The organism is Campylobacter sp. BCW_4319 (assembly GCF_001764435.1).
GTDB lineage: Bacteria > Campylobacterota > Campylobacteria > Campylobacterales > Campylobacteraceae > Campylobacter_D > Campylobacter_D jejuni.
Genome location: NZ_MKAQ01000016.1, coordinates 81,241 through 100,397, shown reverse-complemented (window position 1 = coordinate 100,397; position 19,157 = coordinate 81,241). Strand labels below are relative to the sequence as shown.

The following is a 19,157-nucleotide window of genomic DNA, read 5'->3' as shown; positions in this document are numbered from 1 at the left end:
AAATGAAAAAAAATGAAATACAAAATTTCAAAAATATTTTAGAAGAAAGAAAAAAAGCCATCTTAGAAAATTTGCAAAGCAATTCAAATGAAATCGAAGCTCTTCACAATAGCGTCCCAAGCGATAGTGTAGATTTTTCTGTCATAGAAACAGGCTCTCAAATTGACTTTGCTATCAGTACCAATCTCAAAGAAGAACTTATAGAAATCGAAGATTCTTTAGATAAAATCAAAAACGGCACTTATGGAATTTGCGAATCTTGCGATGATGAAATCGACTCTCAAAGACTAAAAGTCAAACCTCACGCAAGATATTGTATCACTTGCCGTCAAATTGCAGAACAAGGAAAAAAACATGAAAATTAAACTCTTCTTACTTGCAAGTTTTATTTATATAGCACTTATTTTTGCCTTTGCTTGGCATCTAGAACTAGGAAGCTATACTCTAAATATCAGCACTTATACTTTTGAACTACCTATTATGATATGGCTTGTTATTCCTTTATTTATTTATATGATTTTAGCCGTTTTACACATAGCATTTTATGGATTTTTGCGTTATTTAAAATTTAAGCATTTTTTTAAAGATGCAGCTAAATTTGAAGCTTATACTCAAGATTTGCTCCTTGAAAAAGATCTTAAAACTACTTTTCAAACAAAAGAATTTAGAGCTGTAGCACAACTTTTTAAAACCATAAAAACACATGAAAAAATTCCACACTCAAATAAAATCAATGAAATTTTAGATCTTATTGATGGTTTAAATAAAAACGAATTTTTTAACCTTAGCAAATTTAAACTCGAAAATAACAATGTTTTATATTTGCAAAATGAAAAAAATCATCTCAAAAACGATGCAAATTATGCCTATAACAAACTTAAAAACCTTAATGAAATCAAAGATGAATTTGAAGAAATTGCTTTTAACACTCTTATAGAAAAAGCTAGTTATGAGCAAATTAAAAATGTAAAAATACCTAAAAAGCCTTCTGAAGTTCTCACACTTATCAAACGTTTTAAAGAAGGAAATTTAGAACTTAGTGTAGCAGAATATGAAGTTTTACTTTCACACAATACACTAAGCGAAAAAGACTATCTTAACGCAGCAAAACTAAGTACCAAACTTTTAAATCCTGATGCTATTTTAGGAATTTTTAATAAAATTAAAAATGAAAAAAGCGAAGCTTTAAGAGCACATTTATATCTTTTAGCTGAATTTGGACTTTTAGATGAGTTAAGAGAACAAATTCACAATGATGATAAGAAATTTAATGATTTTAAAGCCTTTTTAGTCTTGCGTGAAAAAAATATCAAAATCGATCTAAACCAACTCATACAATGATAGATTTTAGCAAAAAACCTTTATTTTTAGCCCCTATGGCAGGTTTTTCAGATCTGCCTTTTCGTAATGTAGTAAAAAAATTTGGTGCTGATATTACCATAAGTGAAATGATAAGTTCTAATGCCTTAGTTTATGAAAGTTCTAAAACTTTACATATGCTAGAAAGAGCTGAATTAGAAAATCCCTATATAGTCCAAATTGCAGGTGGAGATAAAGAAGTGCTAAAAAAAGCAGTGCAAATGTTAAATGAAATGGATTTTGTAGATGGGATTGATTTTAATTGCGGTTGCCCTGTAAATAAAGTTGTTAAACAATGTGCTGGCAGTGCTTTGCTAGAAAATTTAGAGCTTTTTAAAAATCTTGTAGGAGTGATTAAAGAAAACAATAAAAAAAGCCTTACAAGTGTGAAATTTCGACTAGGATTTAATGAAAAATATCCTGAAAAAATGGCTAAAATTTGTGAAAGCTTGGGGGTGGATTTTATAAGTATCCACGGACGCACAAGAAAACAGCTTTATAGCGGAAAAGCCGATTATGAATCCATTGCCAGTGCTAAAGCAAGCGTTAGTATTCCTGTGATTGCAAATGGCGATATTAACGCACAAAATGCTAAAGAAGTTTATAAAATCACAAAATGCGATGGACTCATGATAGGGCGTGCAAGCGTGGGAAATCCTTGGATATTTTATGAAATCAAAAGCGGTAAAAGTGTAGATGAAAAACTCAAAAAAGAAATCATACTCACTCATTTTGATGAAATGATAAAACACTACAAAGATCAAGGCGTAAGTATATTTCGCAAGCATTTACACGAGTATTCTAAAGGGCATAAAGACGCTTCAGCCTTTAGAGATGAAGTCAATCGTATCAATGATGCTAAGATAATGCAAGAAAAAATCGAAAGTTTTTTCTAAACCCTAGTTTGTCCTATAAGATTATTAAGTCTATCCATTATAGATCCAACATAAGAATTTATACTTTCACTGCTTGCTTTCCAGCCATTAGCCTTTGCTTGATTAAACTGATTATCAAACCAAGCTCCACCATAGCCTATGCTTGTATTTTGCCAAGCAACTCCTTTTTCCATTGCATAAATACCTGCATCAAGCCAACCATCTTGTGCATAGCCTTTTAACAAACTTGCAAAATCTACTTTGCCTGTCATAATGTCGTCTAAGGAAACGCTAAAAGAAGGATTTGCTTTCATTTCTAGCTCAAGTTTTGCTTCACGAACTTTTGCTTCAGGGCTCAAAACAACTTGATTTGGAGATGGAATAGGCGAATAAGACTTTAAAAAACTCATAAATAAAGCTTCTTTAGAATAACTTCCATCTTCATTTTGTGGATAAACTGACATATCAGGATTAAATTCACCTTCATTTGAAGGTCCTTGCTCCATGCTTTGTGGAGAAAAGTCAAGTTTCATAAGGTTCATACCCAAATTCATAGTAGAATACTTAATCGCTTGTGCTTCGTGAAATTGTTCTGCGTTAAATATATGTGTTACAATATATTCTTTGTTTTGATTGCAACCATCATTTAGTCCTTTTGGTAATTGCTCTAAATCAGCTTCGCTAAAACTTGTTTTATCATTTGGAAATGCACTTATTACTTGATTAAAACTATTATAATGGGATTTAACAATAGAAGCCATATCAAAACTATCATAATAGTTTCCACTGGTTTCACTAGCCATATTATGTTGATTAAATCTCTCTATCTCATCCAAAGTAGATTTATGTATCTTAAAATCTTCAGGTAATCCTGCGGCTTTGTTAAAATCACTTCCCATATAACCATTAGCATCTACTCCATAACCATAAGCTAAAGATACAATATTGCTTGTATCTTCTTGTTTATATTTTAGAGTATAAATAGAGTTTTTAAATTCACTTGATATATCATAATTAGGAGAACTTGTCTTACTACTTATACTAAAATTAGTATTATTGCTAGTATTTGTTGTATTAGTAGAATTTAATATTTCACTTCTTGCTAGAGTTTGTGAATTTTTACTTTCTATATCACTTAACTTGCTGGCATTTTGTTTTAAAAAAGCATTAGCAAAACTTATTTTAGAATTTTCTTTACTTTCTTTATTAGCTTTACTTTGTGAAAGTATAGAACCATAGTTTGAGTTATCATTGATGCTAAAGATACTCATATTAATTCCTTAATTTAGATTTTTCTGCCTTCAACCTAAATATATTAAATAATATAAGCAAGATCTGTTCCATTTTGGGGTGGAGTTATCCCAAAGTCCTTACAATCAAACTTTTAGGTAAATTAAAATACTCTATAAGTTCTTTCTCTTTTTCTCTCATTTCTCCATTATCATTTTCATGATCAAAACCTAGTAAATGAAGCATAGCATGGATAAAAAGCAAGCTTATTTCTTCTTCATAGCTATGCCCTAACTCTTTAGCCTTTTCTTTTGCCAAATCCACATTAATCACAACAGAACCCAAAGGCAAACTCTCATCAATATTTTCAAGCGGAAAAGAAAGTACATCAGTGGTTTTATCTTGTTTTCTTTGCTCTAAGTTAATTTCTTGCATTTCTTTACTATCCACAAAGACAAGCTCCACATCTTTAGGACCTAAAAAACTTGCTATAGATTCTAAAAAATCACATTTTTCATCACTTAATATCATAAACCTTCCTTAATCAAATGGTATAAATTTTCTATTTCTTCATCATCAAAAATCGCACAATTTTTACTGCTATAAAATTGTTTTAGTTTTTTCTCTTCAAACTCAAATCCTAAAGCGCATTGAGAATGCGAAGGTAAAAAAGCCCTTAACAGTGTAATGGAATTTTGAATTTTCTCATCACAGGCAAAACAAAAAAAATCTTTATGCAATCTTCCTTCAAATTCCAAAATTTTTAAATAAGCATCGACAATGACACGCTTTGGATTTTGTTTTTCAAACCTTTTCACACACTCTTGAAGTAAATCAAAATAAAAACTATCAAGCTCTTCTACATCTTTTAAGTGTCTATATAAAAGACGGATAAATTCTTGCCAAATAAGCATTTTATCCCTTTGCATGATCCATAAAAATCCTAAATGCAACACATCTTTAAGTCTTGGCAAAAAACTAGGATTTTCTTCTAAAGCAAAATCGATTTTATAACCGCTTAAAATACTAGAATGTCTAAGTCCATAAAAACGATAAACCTTAATAAGCATTTTAGGACTTAAAATATAAACGATCAAATCCTCATCTTTAACTTTTTGAGTATGGAGTATAAAGCCTTGCATTAAACAATTTCAATACCATAAGCTCTAAGTAGATCAAAAGCAGATTTTTCTAAATTTTTATCAAAACTTGCACTTAAATTTTGGTGTAAAATTATCCTTGCATTAGGCTTAGCACCAAAAGCTAAAATGATATTACAAAACACACAAATATGAGAAACAAGCCCTGCAAAATGAAGTTCTTTATAATCGCTTTTTTGTATGAAATTAGCTAGTTCTAAGCTACCAAAAGTATTTTTATAAAAAATTTTATGAGCTTTTTGTAAAAAAGGTTCAAATTCCTTTGGCATTTGCCAACCTAAACTCTCTTTAATGCAATGTTTTACAGGTAAATTTAAACCTTCTTTACTTTGTAGATAATGTTCATCGTGTGTATCATAGGTTAAAAGTAAATGTGTGTTATTAAAATCGATTTGATTTAAGGCTTTAAGAATATTTTCTTTGATTTTTAAAGCCTTATCAAAACCTAAACTTCCATCAATAAAATCATTTTGATAATCCACTAAAACAAAAGCTTTTTTCATTAAACTATTCCTTTTCTAACCAAAAACTTTCTGTGTGTAAATTTGCAAAAGCAGTTTTTAAGCTTGTAAAAAGCTTAGGATGATTTTTTTCTAAATTTGCTAAAAGCTGTTTAGCTTCTTCTCTAGCGTGTGGAAATTTTACATTTTTTTCACTTAGCTTCATACCAGGACAAAATTCATTTCCTATCACGCTAAGTTCATTTTGTGTAGCATTATCCCTAAGTTGTCTTTCGCGCACAAAAATCAAAGGGCGTATCACAGTTACACCGCGTTTGCTTTGATAAATAGGCGCTAAGGTTCTTAAAGCTCCATTATGAATAAAATTCATAAAAAAGCTTTCTGCTGCATCGTCTAAATGATGAGCTATAGCAAGCTTGTTAAAACCTTTTTCAAGAGCGTAAGTATATAAAGCTCCACGACGCATTCTCGAAAAATAACTACAAAAACTTGAATTTTCTCTTATGGTATCGCCTGAAACTTCATAAATATTTGAATCAAGCACGCTATGTTTAATGCCGTGTTCTTCACAATGTGCATGAAGATGAGAATAATCCTCGCCCATGCCATAACTCAAAGTTACTGCTTCAAGTTCAAATTTAAAAGGAGCGTGAGCTTGCATACGATTTAAAAGATGGGCTAAAGCCAAAGAATCTTTCCCGCCACTAAGCCCTAAAAGAACCCTATCTCCATCTTTAATAAGTCCAAATTTAGCATTAGCTTGTGCAACTTGGCGTATAAGTTTTTTGCTAAGATTTATCATAATTTCTCGCACATTTTAAGCACAAAATTGGCTGAAATTTTAGCTGAATTGATCACAAATTCATCAAAATCAAATTCAGCCTTTTCCCCTGCTTTATCACTCATAGCTCTTAAGATAAAACAAGGCACCTTTAAGGCATCACAAACCAAAGCAACACTTGCGCCTTCCATTTCACAAGCATCCGCATTGAAAATTTCTCTGATTTTTGCTTTTTTTGCTTCATCGCAAATAAACTCATCACCCGTTGCAATAATGCCTGCACGCAGTTTGATATTTAATTCCTTAGCAACTTCTAAAGCAAGATTGTTTAATTTCTCATCGGTTTTGATAAAAATTTCATTACCTGGAACAAAACCCAAAGGATGCCCAAAAGCGGTAATATCAAGATCGTATTGAGCTAATTTTGTTGCATAAAGCAAATCACCAATTTCAAGTTCAGGATTAAAAGCACCTGCAACTCCTGTAAAAAGCAACACTTGTGCGCCAAATTTTTCTATCATCACACTAGCACTAAGAGTAGAATTTACCTTGCCAATTTTAGAATACGCTAAAACAAGTTCATGGTTTTTATACTTTGCAAAATAATAAGTATTATTAGCGTGTTCTATTTTCGTATAATCTTTAAGTGTTTCAAGTAAAGGAGTGATTTCTTCACTCATAGCTCCTAAAATTGCTATTTTCATCATATAACCTTTAAAAATTCATCAATATCATTCATATTTGTTAAAGCATAAGTTTCTTTTGAAGTGATTTTTTTATTCAAACCCTTAAGCACGCTTGCACCAAATTCTATGAAATAATCTACTTCATTTTCACATGCCTTAATGCTTTGTTTATAAAGCACAGGTGAGATAAGTTGTGCTTTTAAAAGTTCAAGGGCTTCTTCTTTACATGTATAAATTTTAGCATTTGCATTAGAAAGCACGGCTTTAAAATTTGGTTTTAACACCTTTTCAAGCTCCACACAAAGCTTAGCTGAAGCATTTTCCAAAAGAGGACAATGACTTGCCACGCTCATATTTAAAAGCATAGCTCTTTTAGCTCCTGCTTCTTTAAATACACTTTCATAACTTGCTAAATCAGGTTTTAAACCTGCTACAACGATTTGTCCATCGCAGTTATAATTTGCAGCGAAAATTTGCTTGTTTTCTTTTTGTGCTTTTTGACAAAGCTCTTCAACCTTTTCATCATCAAGCCCCAAAACCACCATCATACCTGCTTCAACTTTTGCACAATCTTCTTGCATAAAAAGCCCTCTTTTATTGACCAAAGAAAGAGCCTCTAAAAAATCAAAAGCACCATTGACAGCTAAGGCTGAAAATTCTCCCAAAGAATGCCCTAAAGCAAATTTCGAACTTAAATCAGGTTTTTTTTCAAGTAAAACACTATAAGCCATTAAGGAATTTAAAACGATGGCGGGTTGAGTAAATTCACTTTGATTGAGTTTTTCGTTTTCTTCAAAAAGCAAATGTTTAAAATCAATCTTACAAAAATCACTTGCGTTTTGAAGGAGTTCTTTGGCTTTTATAGAGTTTTCATAAAAATCTTTTCCCATGCCAAGACTTTGTGAGCCTTGACCTGGAAATATAAACGCAGTCTTCATTAATGACAACCGCAACCACCACCACCACAGCAACCGCCACCACCGTGTCCGTGTCCGTGTCCGTGATGATGATCGTGCCCATGTCCGCTTCCACAACCACAACTATGACTTCCTGCGATAATACCTGTAAGAATTTCATCTTCACTCGCAGCTCTAGCATCTACGATATTTAAAGAAAAAAGCAAATCACGACCCGCATAAGGATGATTATAATCAATTGTGACATCATTTTCGCCAATCTCTTTTACAGTTACACGAACGGTTTCGCCATTTTCACCTTCGCCAAAAAGCTCCATACCTACTTTTAAATCAATACCTGCAAATTGCTCTTTTGGTAAAGTTTGAACGGCATTTTCATCGTATTCGCCTAAACCTTTTTCTTTTTTAATTACCACATCAGCATTGCTAGGGCAATCAAGCTTCATCACTTCTTCTTCTAAGCTTTCTAAAATCTGACCTTTGCCTAAAATAAAAGAAATAGGTTGAGAGTATAAATTTGATTCTAAAACTTCATTTGTATTTGCGTCTTTTAACTCATAAAACATTGAAACTACACTATTTTTTTCTATAGCCATTTTATCTCCTTAATTTATTTTCTATTAGGTGAAGCTTTTGCTTCGGGTGAATTTGGATAATTAGTTTTTAAAGCTTTATAAAAACCATTTGCTGTTTTTGTATCACCTGTTTTATCCAATGAAATGGCAGTATGATATAAAAGTTTTGGGAAATAATCCCCTTTTGTACTCAAAGAAGAACTTTTTTTATAATAAACAATAGCATTGTTATAATTTTTTTGTTTATACTCGATCTCCCCTAACCAAAAATTTGCTCTTGCGGGTTTATACTGCTTTGTTATGAGAAAATTTAATTTTGCTTTGGAATCTTCAAAAGCATTTTTATCAACATCTTTTATCGCTAATTCTAAAATTTCATTATTTTTTTTCTTTTTCCAAGATTCATCAATTTGTTTTGCTTTATCATCTTGGGTATTTTGAGTATTATTGTTTTCAATGGTACTATTTGAATCTGTAGTTGAAACAACAACACTAGGTGTAATAGTTTTAACGCTTAAATTTGCATCATTTAATTCGTTTTTAGAAACATAATTTGCATTAATAGCATCTACTAAAGAACTAAGTTCGGCTAAAACTTTTTTTACTTGCTTATTATTAGCTTCTTGAATTTTTCTACTTTCTTCAACATAAGCCTTTAATTTTTGAATTTCACTAGTAAAATTATTTTCAATATTTTGATTATTCTCTTCAACTTGACTTAATCTAGAATTTGATTTAGCATATTGAGAATTTATACCTTCTAAAGTGCTTTGTAAACCCTCGATTCTTTCGTTAATTTCATTAATTCTAGCATTTGTTTGTATATTTTCATTATTTAAATTATCTAACTTTTCTTTAAATAATTTTTCATTTGAAGTTAAACCATAAGAAGAATTGCTTGTTATATCTCCTGCACCAAAAGCTGAGCTTTCTGCATAAAGTAAAGTAGCTCCAAGAAGAGCTACTGTGAATATTTTTTTCATTAATTATCTTGATAATTTAAATTCAGCACGTCTGTTTTGCGCATCGCAAGCTTTAGTTTTTTCAGTGCACACAGGATTTGTTTCTCCATAGCTTTTAACAGCAATTCTATCAGCATTTACACCTTTAGCGATTAAAGCTTCTTTTACAGCTTTTGCTCTTTTTAAACCTAGAGCTTGGTTATATTCATCGGTTCCCCACTCATCGCAGTTTCCTTCAACAGTAATACTTACACCGCTTACTTCAGTGTTAAAGATATTAGCATTTGTGCTTACAACATTTTGCATATCAGGACGAATATTGAATTTATCAAAATCAAAATATACTTTATTTAAAGTATCATTAAGTTGAGAAATTTTTGAATCAATATCCCAACCATCACTTCCACCTGAACCACGATTTGAATCAACACTACTATCACCGCTTACGCTAGTGCTTTTTGTGCTACAACCACTAATAACAACTGCAAGAGCTGCAATTGAAGTAAAAAGAATTTTTTTCATTTATGACCTTTCAAAGTTAATAAATTCTTACTATTATATCTAATTTTTAATTAATTTTAACCTAAAATTGAAATTTTTACCAATCAATTGATTGAATTTTTCCAACCCTAAGAGGAAAATAAAAAGTCTTATTTGCATTTACACGAATAACACCTAAAGCACTTTGCACACCTAAATATTTGATAAATACTATACTTCCACCATCACTAGAAAATCTTGGAAATAAATTTTTTCCATTTGCCGTAAGTTGACGAATATAATCACTATTAATTGACATCAAATAAATATTAAAAACACCTGCTTGATTTGGTTCACGACTTGAATAAACCAAAAAATCTTTATAAGTCGAAACAGCCGAATTATTTCTACCATGAAAAACAACTTGTTCAGCACTATTACTATTTAAATCTTGCATAAAAATATTAGGATATCCTAAACGATCGCTTACAAATACCACTTTACTATCATCTGAGCCAATAAAATTTCCATTAACATCAATACCAGAATAATTAGTTAATTGTGTTAGATTTTTGGTATTTAAGTCATATAAATAAACATCAGGCTGATCTTTTGGAGCCATGGTAACAAGTAGTTTACTTCCATCTACACTCACATCACTTGCTACAACCATACCGCCACTTGATAAAATTTTACTAGCTTTATTGGTATTTAAATCATAACGGTATAAAGTTGGCTTATCATGATCATAAGCTGTATAATAAAATAGAGTTTGTTCTTTATTTCCCCATTTTGGAAATAAATTAAGCCCACCATCAACAATAACTTTTTGATAAGTTAAAGTATAATCAGCCATAATAATTTGACTTTTTTTAGAGCTAGAATTTCTCGCGATCAAAATTTTATGATCCATCCAATCAACAGATGCAAGTCCTAACGCATTTACAGAAGCTTTGACGCTTTTATGTGCCAAAAATGGATATTGCTCTAAACCATTTAAAGTATAAGTTTGCTCTGACTTATCAGAACTGCCAGCTTTTATTTTTACATTTAAACTCAAAGTGTTACCATTTTTATTTAAAGCGTATTCAAAAGTATAATTACTTGTCTCAGTTGCATTAGCAACAACTTCAAAGTTTGAACTTACTTTCAAATCGTTCACAATGATATTATAAAAGCTTTTCTTTAAATTCTCATCACTTAAATTTGAATTATCTTTAACAATAATCTTTGGTAAAACTACACCAGAATTAACAACATCAATCACTGGATCTTCTGCCCAAAGACTTCCTAAAAAGACTAAAAAAATTGCTACAATTTTTTTCATTTTTTTCTCCTAATCATTTTTAACTTTTGCTTCATCTCTTAAATTCATGGTAATGCTTATATTTTTATTTTGCGGAGGATAAGTAATAAATTTACCTTTTTGACTTTCTAAAAATTCAGCCACTTTAGCATCATATAAAGGATTCCCACTTTTTTCAACTGAAGTATAGCCAAATTTTCCATTTTCATCAATAAAAATTTTTACCTTAACAGAAATTTTTTCACTATTTGGATAATACTGAGTCCATCTTTGGGTGATAATACGCACGACTTTCCCTAAAAATTCATCATAAATTCCAATCTTTTGCGCCTTTGTGCTTTGGCCTTGCGTTGAACTTTCTTCTTGAAGTAAACTATCATTAAGTTGCTTTACAAGTTCGGAAGCTTGAGGTTTTGGGGCGCTAGAAGCTCCTGATTTAGCACTTGATTGAATTTTTGTAGTCTTTTCTTCTTGTATTTCTTTGATATTTCCAAAAAGCTCATTAAAATTACTTGCCTTTTGGTCAATATCTTCTGTTTTAACTGTTTTATTTGTAGTCTGAGCAAAAAGCTTTTCTATATCAACTTGCTCTGTTGGTTTTTGTATTTCTTTAGGAGTGTTGCTTTGAGTAATAACTTGTTTTGATGGTTCAGCAAGTTCAATATCTACAAAACTATCTTTTATATCGGTATATTGTATAGCAGGTTCAACCTCGCTTACAAGTCTAAAAAAAACAAGAATTACTATACTAATATATATTGCTAAAGCAAGTAAAAACGAATTTAAATTACTCAAACCATAATTTTTCATGATTATTCAGTCTGTAAAGCAACTTTATTAAATCCTAAATTTTTTACACTTCTTAAGACTGAAATAACATCGTCATATTTTAAGCTTTTATCAGCGCGTATAAAAACCGGATCTTCGGTATTAAATTGTGCTTTTCTTTGAGCAAGATTGTCAGCAAAACTTATAAAATCATATTTTTCTTGATTTAAAAAAATTTCTTTTTTTGCATTAATACTAATAATTAAACTCTTAACAGTTGGAGCGCTAGTATTTTTTTGACTACCTTGTGGAAGATTAATTTTTTCTTCATAAGTAATGCTTGGAGCTGTTACCATTAAAATCGCAAGCAATACAAGCATAATATCTACTAAAGGTGTGATATTAAGCTCAGGTTTTTCATCATCAAATGGCATTTTTAACCTTATTTACTCGAACTTATAACTTTAATCTCGCTATCAATAATGCTTAAAAGTTCAAAAGCTTTTCTTTTAATGATGAGATGAAATGTATAAGCAGGAATTGCTACTAAAATACCACAACCTGTAGCAACTAAAGCCTCGCTGATTTTAGGAGCTATGATACTTAAAGAATTTTGAGTTCCAAGCCCACCAAAAGTTTCAAGTATAGAAATAACCGTCCCAAAAAGACCTATAAAAGGTGAAGTTGAAGCAATAATACTAAGCCAAGTAAGTCCAGCAGAAGCGCGGCGACTTGCTAAATTTTTATAGATTTCTAAATGATTTGAAGTTGTATCATTGCATTTTCTTAAAATCGAATCAGTACGACTTAAATCCTTCTCACCCAAGAGTAAAGTTTCTAAACTTTCTTTTTCCTTATTTCTCCATGTAGCCAAATAAGTCAATCTAGCAAACAAAATACTAAATGCTAAAATAAAATATAAAGAAAGCCATAATAAAACTATATAAGTAATAATACTTGAATTATTGAAAAAATGAAATATAGCTTCAAAATTCATTAATGCATCCTTGCATTATCAAGTTTTGAAAAAGTTGCTGCTAAAGCTGCATTATCAGAACTCATAGATTTAATCAAATCTTTTGCTTGAGCAAGATTTTTTTCAATCTCACTTTCATCACTTCCACAAACCCAAACCGCACCCTTTGCTAACACGCAAATCTTATCTTCATCTACCTTTGCATGTCCAGCATCAATAGCAATTAATTCATGGTTTAAATCAGCTTTTTCAATATCAATTACTCCAGATTTTAAAGAAGAAACCAAAGCAGCATGTCCTTTAAGCACGCCAAATTCTCCTTCACTACCCGGTAAAGTAACAGATTTTACTTCTCCTTGATAGATTACACCCAAAGGCGTAACTATCTCGAAATTAATCAAATCGTTCATAAATTAACCTTTTAATTTATCCGCTTTTGCAATAGCTTCATCTATATTTCCAACCATATAGAAAGCATTTTCTGGTAAATGATCATATTTACCTTCTAAAATTCCCTTAAATCCTGCTATTGTATCTTCAAGGCTTATATATTTTCCTGGGCTACCTGTGAAAACTTCTGCAACGAAAAATGGTTGTGATAAGAATTTTTCAATCTTTCTTGCTCTTTCAACTACAAGTTTATCCTCTTCGCTAAGCTCATCCATACCTAAAATAGCGATGATATCTTGTAAATCTTTGTATTTTTGAAGCACTGATTGAACACCACGAGCAACTTTATAATGTTCTTCTCCAATGATATTTGGATCAAGCATTCTTGAAGTTGAGTCAAGTGGGTCAACTGCAGGATAAATACCCTTTTCAGCAATAGCTCTATTTAAAACCGTTGTAGCATCTAAGTGAGCAAAAACAGTTGCTGGAGCTGGGTCGGTTAAGTCATCAGCTGGAACGTAAACAGCTTGAACTGAAGTGATTGAGCCTTTTTTAGTTGAAGTAATTCTTTCTTGGAATTTACCCATTTCACTTGCTAAGGTTGGTTGATAACCCACAGCTGATGGAATTCTTCCTAAAAGTGCTGACATTTCAGAACCTGATTGTGAAAATCTAAAGATATTATCAATAAACATAAGCACATCAAGTCCCATCTCATCTCTAAAATATTCAGCCATTGTTAAACCTGTTAAAGCAATACGATTTCTTGCTCCTGGTGGTTCATTCATTTGTCCATAACATAGAGCAACTTTGTCTAAAACATTACTTTCTTTCATTTCATTATAAAGGTCATTTCCTTCACGAGTTCTCTCACCCACACCTGCAAATACAGAATAGCCGCTATGCTTAAATGCAACATTGTGAATAAGCTCCATAATAATAACAGTTTTACCAACACCTGCACCACCAAAAAGACCTACTTTACCACCTTTTGCATAAGGAGCAAGTAAATCCACAACTTTAATCCCTGTTTCAAAAATCTCACTTTTTGTGCTTTGATCTTCAAAAGCTGGTGGATCTCTATGAATTGCCCATTTTTTATCAAAAGAAATTTCTTCACCTTCATCGATCAAATCTCCAGTAACATTGAAAATTCTTCCTAAAACTTTCTCACCAACAGGAACACTAATAGGAGCACCTAAAGCCTCAGCTTTTAAGCCCCTTACCAAACCATCTGTCATATCCATAGCAATAGTTCTAACTCTATTATCTCCTAAATGAGCTGCTACTTCTAAAACAAGTTTATGTTTTTTTCCTTCGCTTTCAAAATTTACAACAATTGCTTCATTAATTTGAGGTAAATAGTCGTTAAAATCTACATCAACAACCGGACCTAATACCTGTGAAATAAATCCTTGCATTATTTATCTTCTCCTTAAAATTTACTATTTCATTGATTCAACACCACTGATAATTTCTATAAGCTCAGTGGTAATAGATTCTTGTCTTGCTTTGTTATAAGCTAAATTCAGTTGTTTCACTCTTGCCTTTGCGTTATTAGTTGCATTATCCATAGCTTGCATTCTTGCACTATGCTCTGCCGCCAAAGAATCAATTAACGCATAATACATATTATACTCAAAATATGTTTTTATTAAATCTTCTAAAAGCTCAGTTCCTTCTGGTTCAAGCTCTAAAAGAGAATTATGAGTCTGTTCAATACTCTTTGGTTCAACTGGAATAAGATGATTAATTTTAAGTTCTTGGGTAATCATATTTTTATAACCATTATGAACTAAAATCACTTCATCTGTATTTCCATTTAAAAAATCATCTACAGCAGCATGAATTACTTCACATGCTTTCTCATAGTCAGGACTAGAACTAAGATGGAAATATTTCTCTAACAATTCTATTTTTTGAAAATTAAAATATTCAATCCCAGTTTTACCTATAGCTCTAAGACGAATATTAATATTTTTTGCTTCATATTCTTTTAGCATTTCACTTACTGTTTTTAAAGTCTTAATATTAAAACCACCGCACAAACCTTTATCTGCAGTGATAAATATTAAATCTACGGTTTTAATTTGTTCTTTTTTATGAAACAAAGATAAACGCACATCATCTTCATTGTGAACAATTTTATTGATCTGAAATGAAATTTCACTCAAAATTTCATCGATTTTTTGTGCATAAATTTTTGATCTTTTAGCTGCTTCTTCTGCTTTTTTTAACTTAGCAGTAGAAACTAGCTTCATAGCATTTGTAGTCTTTTGAGTGTTATAAACACTTTTAATTTTTCTTTTAATTTCTTTTAAATTAGACATAAAAGACCTTATAAATGATTTGCTTTAAACTCATTAATGGCTTTAGCTAGTTTTTCTTCCAAATCAGAATCTAAAGCTTTTTTAGAGCGAATTTGCTCAAAAATATCTGGATGTTTTGCCTCAATAAAAGGATAAATTCCATCTTCAAATTCCTCAATTCTAGAAACAGCAATATCATCTAAGAAACCTTTGGTTCCTGCAAAAATTAAAACTACTTGTTTTTCAACGCTAAGCGGAGAATAAGGTGGTTGTTTTAAGAGTTCAACCATTCTTTGTCCACGTTCAAGTTGTTTTCTACTTGCCTCATCTAAATCACTAGCAAATTGTGCAAAAGCTTGAAGCTCTCTATATTGAGCAAGGTCAAGTCTTAATGTGCCTGAAACTTGTTTTGTAGCTTTAATTTGAGCAGCCCCACCTACACGAGATACTGATAAACCAACATTAATTGCAGGACGAATTCCTGAATTAAATAAATCAGTTTCTAAGAAAATTTGTCCATCTGTAATTGAAATAACATTAGTTGGAATATAAGCAGAAACATCTCCTGCTTGTGTTTCAATTATCGGCAATGCCGTCAAAGAACCAGCACCTAATTCATCATTTAGCTTGCTTGCTCTTTCAAGCAATCTTGAATGAAGGTAAAAAACATCGCCTGGATAAGCTTCACGACCTGGAGGACGACGTAAAATCAAAGACATTTCGCGATAAGCTACAGCATGCTTGCTCAAATCATCATAAACAATTAAAGCATGTTTTGCGTTGTCTCTAAAAAATTCACCCATGGTTACACCAGTATATGGAGCTAAGTACTGTAAAGCCGCAGGATCTGAAGCACCGGCATTTACAACAATAGTATATTCCATAGCACCATGTTCTTCTAGTCTTTTAACCACTTGTGCCACTGTACTTTGCTTTTGACCAATTGCAACATATATACAGATAACTCCTTGGCCTCTTTGAGATATAATAGTATCAACAGCAACAGTAGTTTTACCTGTTTGTCTATCACCTATGATAAGCTCTCTTTGACCACGACCAATTGGCACAAGCGCATCAATAGCTTTAATTCCTGTATGTAAAGGCTCATGAACACTTTTTCTCGCCATAATACCTTTTGCTTTTTCTTCAACAAAACGATATTCATTAGCATTGATCACACCTTTAGCATCAATTGGCTCACCTAAAGCATTTACAACACGGCCAATCAAAGCCTCACCTACTGGAACTTTAAGTAATTTCTTAAGTCTTTTTACAGAAGCACCTTCTTTTAAACCTTCTCCTTTTCCAAGTATAACAATACCTACACTCGACTCTTCAAGGTTTAAGGCCATTCCTTTATCACCATTTTCAAATTCTACCATTTCTCCAGCCATAATATTCTTAAGTCCATATACCTTAGCAACACCATCAGCTACAGAAATAATCTTTCCTGTTTCTTCAATTTCAAGATTTAAATCAAAATTTTCAATTCTTTCTTTGATTATTGAACTGATCTCATCAGCTTTAAATTTCATTTACTTTTTCTCCTTAGATAATTTTCAATATATATTCGTTTAACTTATTTTGAAGAGCTTTCATAGAAAAAGAAAGTTCATAACCTAATTCTTCTAATTCTATTTTAACACTATCATCTTGACTGATTTTATTGTTTAATTTAATATTTGCATCAAATTTTTTGTTAAGTTTTACTTCAAGATCTTTAAGATTTTCTTGACTTAATTTTTCTTTAGAATACACAATACCAACAAAAATATTTTCTTTAAAAGCTTTTTGTCTTTCAAGTTCTTTAACTATTTGAGGAATGCATTCTAATCTTGAATTTTCAATCAAAAGTCTTAAAAAATTTTGAAAACTAGAATTTTTAATATCAAAAAAAGAATCAAGAAATTCCATTTTTCTTTCTTTTTTAATCTCATTAGATTCTATAATATTTTTAAATTTTGGCAAAACAAAAGCAGAATTTAAAATACACAAATTCTGATAAAAATCATTTATATCAGCTCTTGAAGCTATCGCTTTTGCATATCTTCTTGCAATTATATTTTCCATATTTAAGATACCTTCTTCATCATAAGTTCTATTATTTCACTCTGTTTTAATGTCATATTTGGATCAGAAAAAATTTCATTTAAAGTATTTGATACTAATTCTTTTTCCATTTTTCTAAATTCATAATCTTTTTGTTCCTCAAAATGTTTTTGAAGTAAATCTAACTCATCTTGAGTCTCTTTTTTAATATTTTGAACTAAAATTTCAGCTTCTTTTTTTGCTGTAATTAAAGCGGCAGCAGCACTTGCCTTAGCTTCTTCAAGTTTTTTCATCGTGTCTAATTTCTTAGCTTTACTTTCTAAAAGTTTTTTTTGAATTTCATCAAGTTTAGAAGAAATTTTTACAATACGGTTTTTGTAAAAATTTTTAAATGGAGTTGCAACAAAATAATACAATATAGCCACAAAAATTAGAAAATTAATAGTCCTTGGAATAATATCATATTCTCCACTACCATTTGATGCACCAAAAGCATACAAAGGTAGCAAAAATATAATAAAGAATAACTTACTCATTTCTCTCCTCTTAAATTTTCTTTATGTTATTTTGCAAAGCTTGCTTAAGCTCAGGTAAATGTATGTTTAAATGTTCTTGCAACTCTTTTTTTTGAACGGCTAAATCTGCATAAAAACTGGCCATTTTTCTTTCTAATTCTTCTTTCTTGCTTCTAAGAATTTGCTCTGCCTCTTCTTTAGCAGCAGCTATAGCACTTTGTTTAATTTTTTGAATTTCTTCTCTAGTGTTAATATGAATAGCTTCTAATTCATCATTCACACCTAAAACTTCTTGAGAATTTTCTTTTACTTTATTCTCATCATTTTTTATAGAATCATTTCTTTCATCCATAAATTTTAAAAGCGGCTTATACAGCATACTATTTAAAATAACTATCATAGCTAAAAAAATAGCCATAGTAGCAAGCATTATGGAAGGATGCATATCTTCAAACATAATTCTCCTTGGTTAGAATTTTCGAAGGACTATTTTACCATAAAAAAGCTAAGATTTTGGTTAAAGCTTTTCAAGCATTTTGATTAATTTTTTAATTTTATCAATATTTTCTAAATGAATTACAAAATCATTATTTTTATTTTTGCAGTCAAATCCAAAGCGATTTAGTATTTGTTTTAATTTTTTTATTTCATCTTCAAATTCTTGATTAGGTAAGCTTTCATTATTTTTTATTTTTTTAACTATTTTTTCAGTATCTCTAACATTAAGTTTTTGACCTATTATGCTATCAACCAACATTTTTTCATCTTTTTGACCTAAGCCAACCAAAACTTTAGCATGACCCTGAGAAATTTTTCCAGAAGCAATCAACTCTTGAGTTCTAATATCTAAATTCAGAAGTCTTAAAGTATTTGTTATTTGAGTACGAGACTTATGAATAAGTTCTGCTAAATTCTCTTGAGTAATTTTATGAACTTGCATTAAATCCTTATAAGAATTAGCAAGCTCAATAGGGTTTAAATTCTCTCTTTGTATATTTTCAATAAGAGCCAATTCTCTAAGCTTATTCTCATCAATATCAGCAATAAAAGCTAGAATTTCTTTTTTTCCTAATGCTTTCACTGCTCTTAAGCGACGTTCTCCAGCAATTAAAATAAATTTATTATTTTTTTTAAATACAATAATAGGCTGAATAAGTCCAAATTCTTTGATAGAATTAGCAAGCTCATCTAAAGCTTCTTGATCAAAATTCTTTCTTGGCTGAAATGGATTGGGTGAAATTTGATCAATTTCTATCATAGTGCTTTGATTTTTATCAAAACCCAATTCTTTACTATAAACAGTATCCATATCACTGATTAAACTACTTAAACCCCTATCTTTATTTAATCCCATTATA

General features: G+C 30.8%; 25 protein-coding genes. 3 read left to right on the top strand and 22 right to left on the bottom strand.

The genetic code is table 11. The annotated features are described in order from the left end of the window. Positions 1-2: 2 nt before the first annotated feature. Genes dksA through AJN56_RS05800 form a run of 3 tightly spaced genes read left to right on the top strand, consistent with a single transcriptional unit; the run spans position 3 to position 2,255 of the window. Positions 3-365, top strand: coding sequence for a molecular chaperone DnaK suppressor DksA (gene dksA / locus AJN56_RS05810; protein WP_002851949.1), 363 nt, complete (start codon positions 3-5; stop codon positions 363-365). After that, positions 355-1,341: a hypothetical protein gene (locus AJN56_RS05805; RefSeq protein ID WP_002868941.1), complete on the top strand. Its 987-nt coding sequence runs from the start codon at positions 355-357 to the stop codon at positions 1,339-1,341. Before dksA ends, AJN56_RS05805 begins: the two co-directional genes overlap by 11 nt. Beyond that, the gene (locus AJN56_RS05800) at positions 1,338-2,255 is read left to right on the top strand and encodes a tRNA dihydrouridine synthase (protein ID WP_002868942.1); all 918 of its coding nucleotides are present in this window, start codon (positions 1,338-1,340) and stop codon (positions 2,253-2,255) included. Before AJN56_RS05805 ends, AJN56_RS05800 begins: the two co-directional genes overlap by 4 nt. Here the strand turns inward: AJN56_RS05800 and AJN56_RS05795 are convergent. The 22 genes from AJN56_RS05795 to AJN56_RS05690 form a co-directional block, all read right to left on the bottom strand. Then, on the bottom strand, positions 2,252-3,505 hold the full coding sequence (locus AJN56_RS05795) for a Cj0814 family flagellar-dependent secreted protein (protein WP_070294434.1): 1,254 nt from the start codon (positions 3,503-3,505) through the stop codon (positions 2,252-2,254). The two genes, AJN56_RS05800 and AJN56_RS05795, sit on opposite strands and share 4 nt — an antisense overlap. 85 nt (positions 3,506-3,590) lie before the next feature. Further along, positions 3,591-3,995, bottom strand: a complete 405-nt coding sequence (ybeY, locus tag AJN56_RS05790; RefSeq protein WP_009881779.1) for an rRNA maturation RNase YbeY — start codon at positions 3,993-3,995, stop codon at positions 3,591-3,593. Beyond that, the gene (recO, locus tag AJN56_RS05785) at positions 3,992-4,606 is read right to left on the bottom strand and encodes a recombination protein RecO (RefSeq protein WP_002883441.1); all 615 of its coding nucleotides are present in this window, start codon (positions 4,604-4,606) and stop codon (positions 3,992-3,994) included. The genes ybeY and recO overlap by 4 nt, the downstream gene beginning before the upstream one ends. Next, on the bottom strand, positions 4,606-5,127 hold the full coding sequence (locus AJN56_RS05780; RefSeq protein WP_002868758.1) for an isochorismatase family cysteine hydrolase: 522 nt from the start codon (positions 5,125-5,127) through the stop codon (positions 4,606-4,608). Before AJN56_RS05780 ends, recO begins: the two co-directional genes overlap by 1 nt. Before the next feature lie 4 nt (positions 5,128-5,131). Further along, complete coding sequence (locus AJN56_RS05775; RefSeq protein WP_002868759.1) at positions 5,132-5,887, bottom strand: tRNA 2-thiocytidine(32) synthetase TtcA; 756 nt, start codon at positions 5,885-5,887, stop codon at positions 5,132-5,134. Further along, positions 5,884-6,573, bottom strand: coding sequence for an aminodeoxyfutalosine nucleosidase (gene pfs, locus AJN56_RS05770; RefSeq protein ID WP_002860591.1), 690 nt, complete (start codon positions 6,571-6,573; stop codon positions 5,884-5,886). The genes AJN56_RS05775 and pfs overlap by 4 nt, the downstream gene beginning before the upstream one ends. After that, positions 6,570-7,442, bottom strand: coding sequence for an ACP S-malonyltransferase (locus tag AJN56_RS05765; protein ID WP_024088246.1), 873 nt, complete (start codon positions 7,440-7,442; stop codon positions 6,570-6,572). The genes pfs and AJN56_RS05765 overlap by 4 nt, the downstream gene beginning before the upstream one ends. Before the next feature lie 47 nt (positions 7,443-7,489). Next, the gene (locus AJN56_RS05760) at positions 7,490-8,065 is read right to left on the bottom strand and encodes a peptidylprolyl isomerase (protein WP_002868762.1); all 576 of its coding nucleotides are present in this window, start codon (positions 8,063-8,065) and stop codon (positions 7,490-7,492) included. 14 nt (positions 8,066-8,079) lie between these two features. Beyond that, on the bottom strand, positions 8,080-9,027 hold the full coding sequence (locus AJN56_RS05755) for a tetratricopeptide repeat protein (RefSeq protein ID WP_002851738.1): 948 nt from the start codon (positions 9,025-9,027) through the stop codon (positions 8,080-8,082). A gap of 3 nt (positions 9,028-9,030) precedes the next feature. Next, positions 9,031-9,528, bottom strand: a complete 498-nt coding sequence (pal, locus tag AJN56_RS05750) for a peptidoglycan-associated lipoprotein Pal (RefSeq protein WP_002851617.1) — start codon at positions 9,526-9,528, stop codon at positions 9,031-9,033. A 76-nt stretch (positions 9,529-9,604) separates the two neighbouring features. After that, positions 9,605-10,813 (bottom strand): Tol-Pal system protein TolB, encoded by a 1,209-nt coding sequence (gene tolB / locus AJN56_RS05745; RefSeq protein WP_002868763.1) that lies wholly within the window; start codon positions 10,811-10,813, stop codon positions 9,605-9,607. A 9-nt stretch (positions 10,814-10,822) separates the two neighbouring features. Next, a complete protein-coding gene (locus AJN56_RS05740; protein WP_002868764.1) occupies positions 10,823-11,602 on the bottom strand; it encodes a TonB C-terminal domain-containing protein in 780 nt (259 codons plus the stop codon). A gap of 2 nt (positions 11,603-11,604) precedes the next feature. Then, positions 11,605-11,994, bottom strand: coding sequence for an ExbD/TolR family protein (locus tag AJN56_RS05735; RefSeq protein WP_002866730.1), 390 nt, complete (start codon positions 11,992-11,994; stop codon positions 11,605-11,607). An 8-nt stretch (positions 11,995-12,002) separates the two neighbouring features. Continuing rightward, entirely contained in the window at positions 12,003-12,557 is a 555-nt protein-coding gene (locus tag AJN56_RS05730) for a MotA/TolQ/ExbB proton channel family protein (RefSeq protein ID WP_002868765.1), read from the bottom strand. Beyond that, a complete protein-coding gene (atpC, locus tag AJN56_RS05725; protein ID WP_002851752.1) occupies positions 12,557-12,946 on the bottom strand; it encodes an ATP synthase F1 subunit epsilon in 390 nt (129 codons plus the stop codon). Before atpC ends, AJN56_RS05730 begins: the two co-directional genes overlap by 1 nt. 3 nt (positions 12,947-12,949) lie before the next feature. Then, positions 12,950-14,347 carry a F0F1 ATP synthase subunit beta gene (atpD, locus tag AJN56_RS05720; RefSeq protein ID WP_002852005.1) on the bottom strand — a complete coding sequence of 466 codons (1,398 nt, stop codon included), beginning with the start codon at positions 14,345-14,347 and terminating at the stop codon, positions 12,950-12,952. A gap of 24 nt (positions 14,348-14,371) precedes the next feature. Next, positions 14,372-15,256: an ATP synthase F1 subunit gamma gene (gene atpG / locus AJN56_RS05715; protein WP_002857743.1), complete on the bottom strand. Its 885-nt coding sequence runs from the start codon at positions 15,254-15,256 to the stop codon at positions 14,372-14,374. A gap of 8 nt (positions 15,257-15,264) precedes the next feature. Beyond that, a complete protein-coding gene (gene atpA, locus AJN56_RS05710; protein ID WP_002857732.1) occupies positions 15,265-16,770 on the bottom strand; it encodes a F0F1 ATP synthase subunit alpha in 1,506 nt (501 codons plus the stop codon). Positions 16,771-16,783: 13 nt separating this feature from the next. Then, positions 16,784-17,305, bottom strand: coding sequence for a F0F1 ATP synthase subunit delta (locus tag AJN56_RS05705; RefSeq protein WP_002851861.1), 522 nt, complete (start codon positions 17,303-17,305; stop codon positions 16,784-16,786). Positions 17,306-17,307: 2 nt separating this feature from the next. Beyond that, a complete protein-coding gene (locus tag AJN56_RS05700) occupies positions 17,308-17,820 on the bottom strand; it encodes a F0F1 ATP synthase subunit B (RefSeq protein ID WP_002851681.1) in 513 nt (170 codons plus the stop codon). A gap of 10 nt (positions 17,821-17,830) precedes the next feature. After that, the gene (locus AJN56_RS05695) at positions 17,831-18,256 is read right to left on the bottom strand and encodes a FoF1 ATP synthase subunit B' (protein ID WP_002857723.1); all 426 of its coding nucleotides are present in this window, start codon (positions 18,254-18,256) and stop codon (positions 17,831-17,833) included. A 60-nt stretch (positions 18,257-18,316) separates the two neighbouring features. Continuing rightward, complete coding sequence (locus AJN56_RS05690) at positions 18,317-19,153, bottom strand: ParB/RepB/Spo0J family partition protein (RefSeq protein WP_002857730.1); 837 nt, start codon at positions 19,151-19,153, stop codon at positions 18,317-18,319. Positions 19,154-19,157 lie beyond the last annotated feature (4 nt).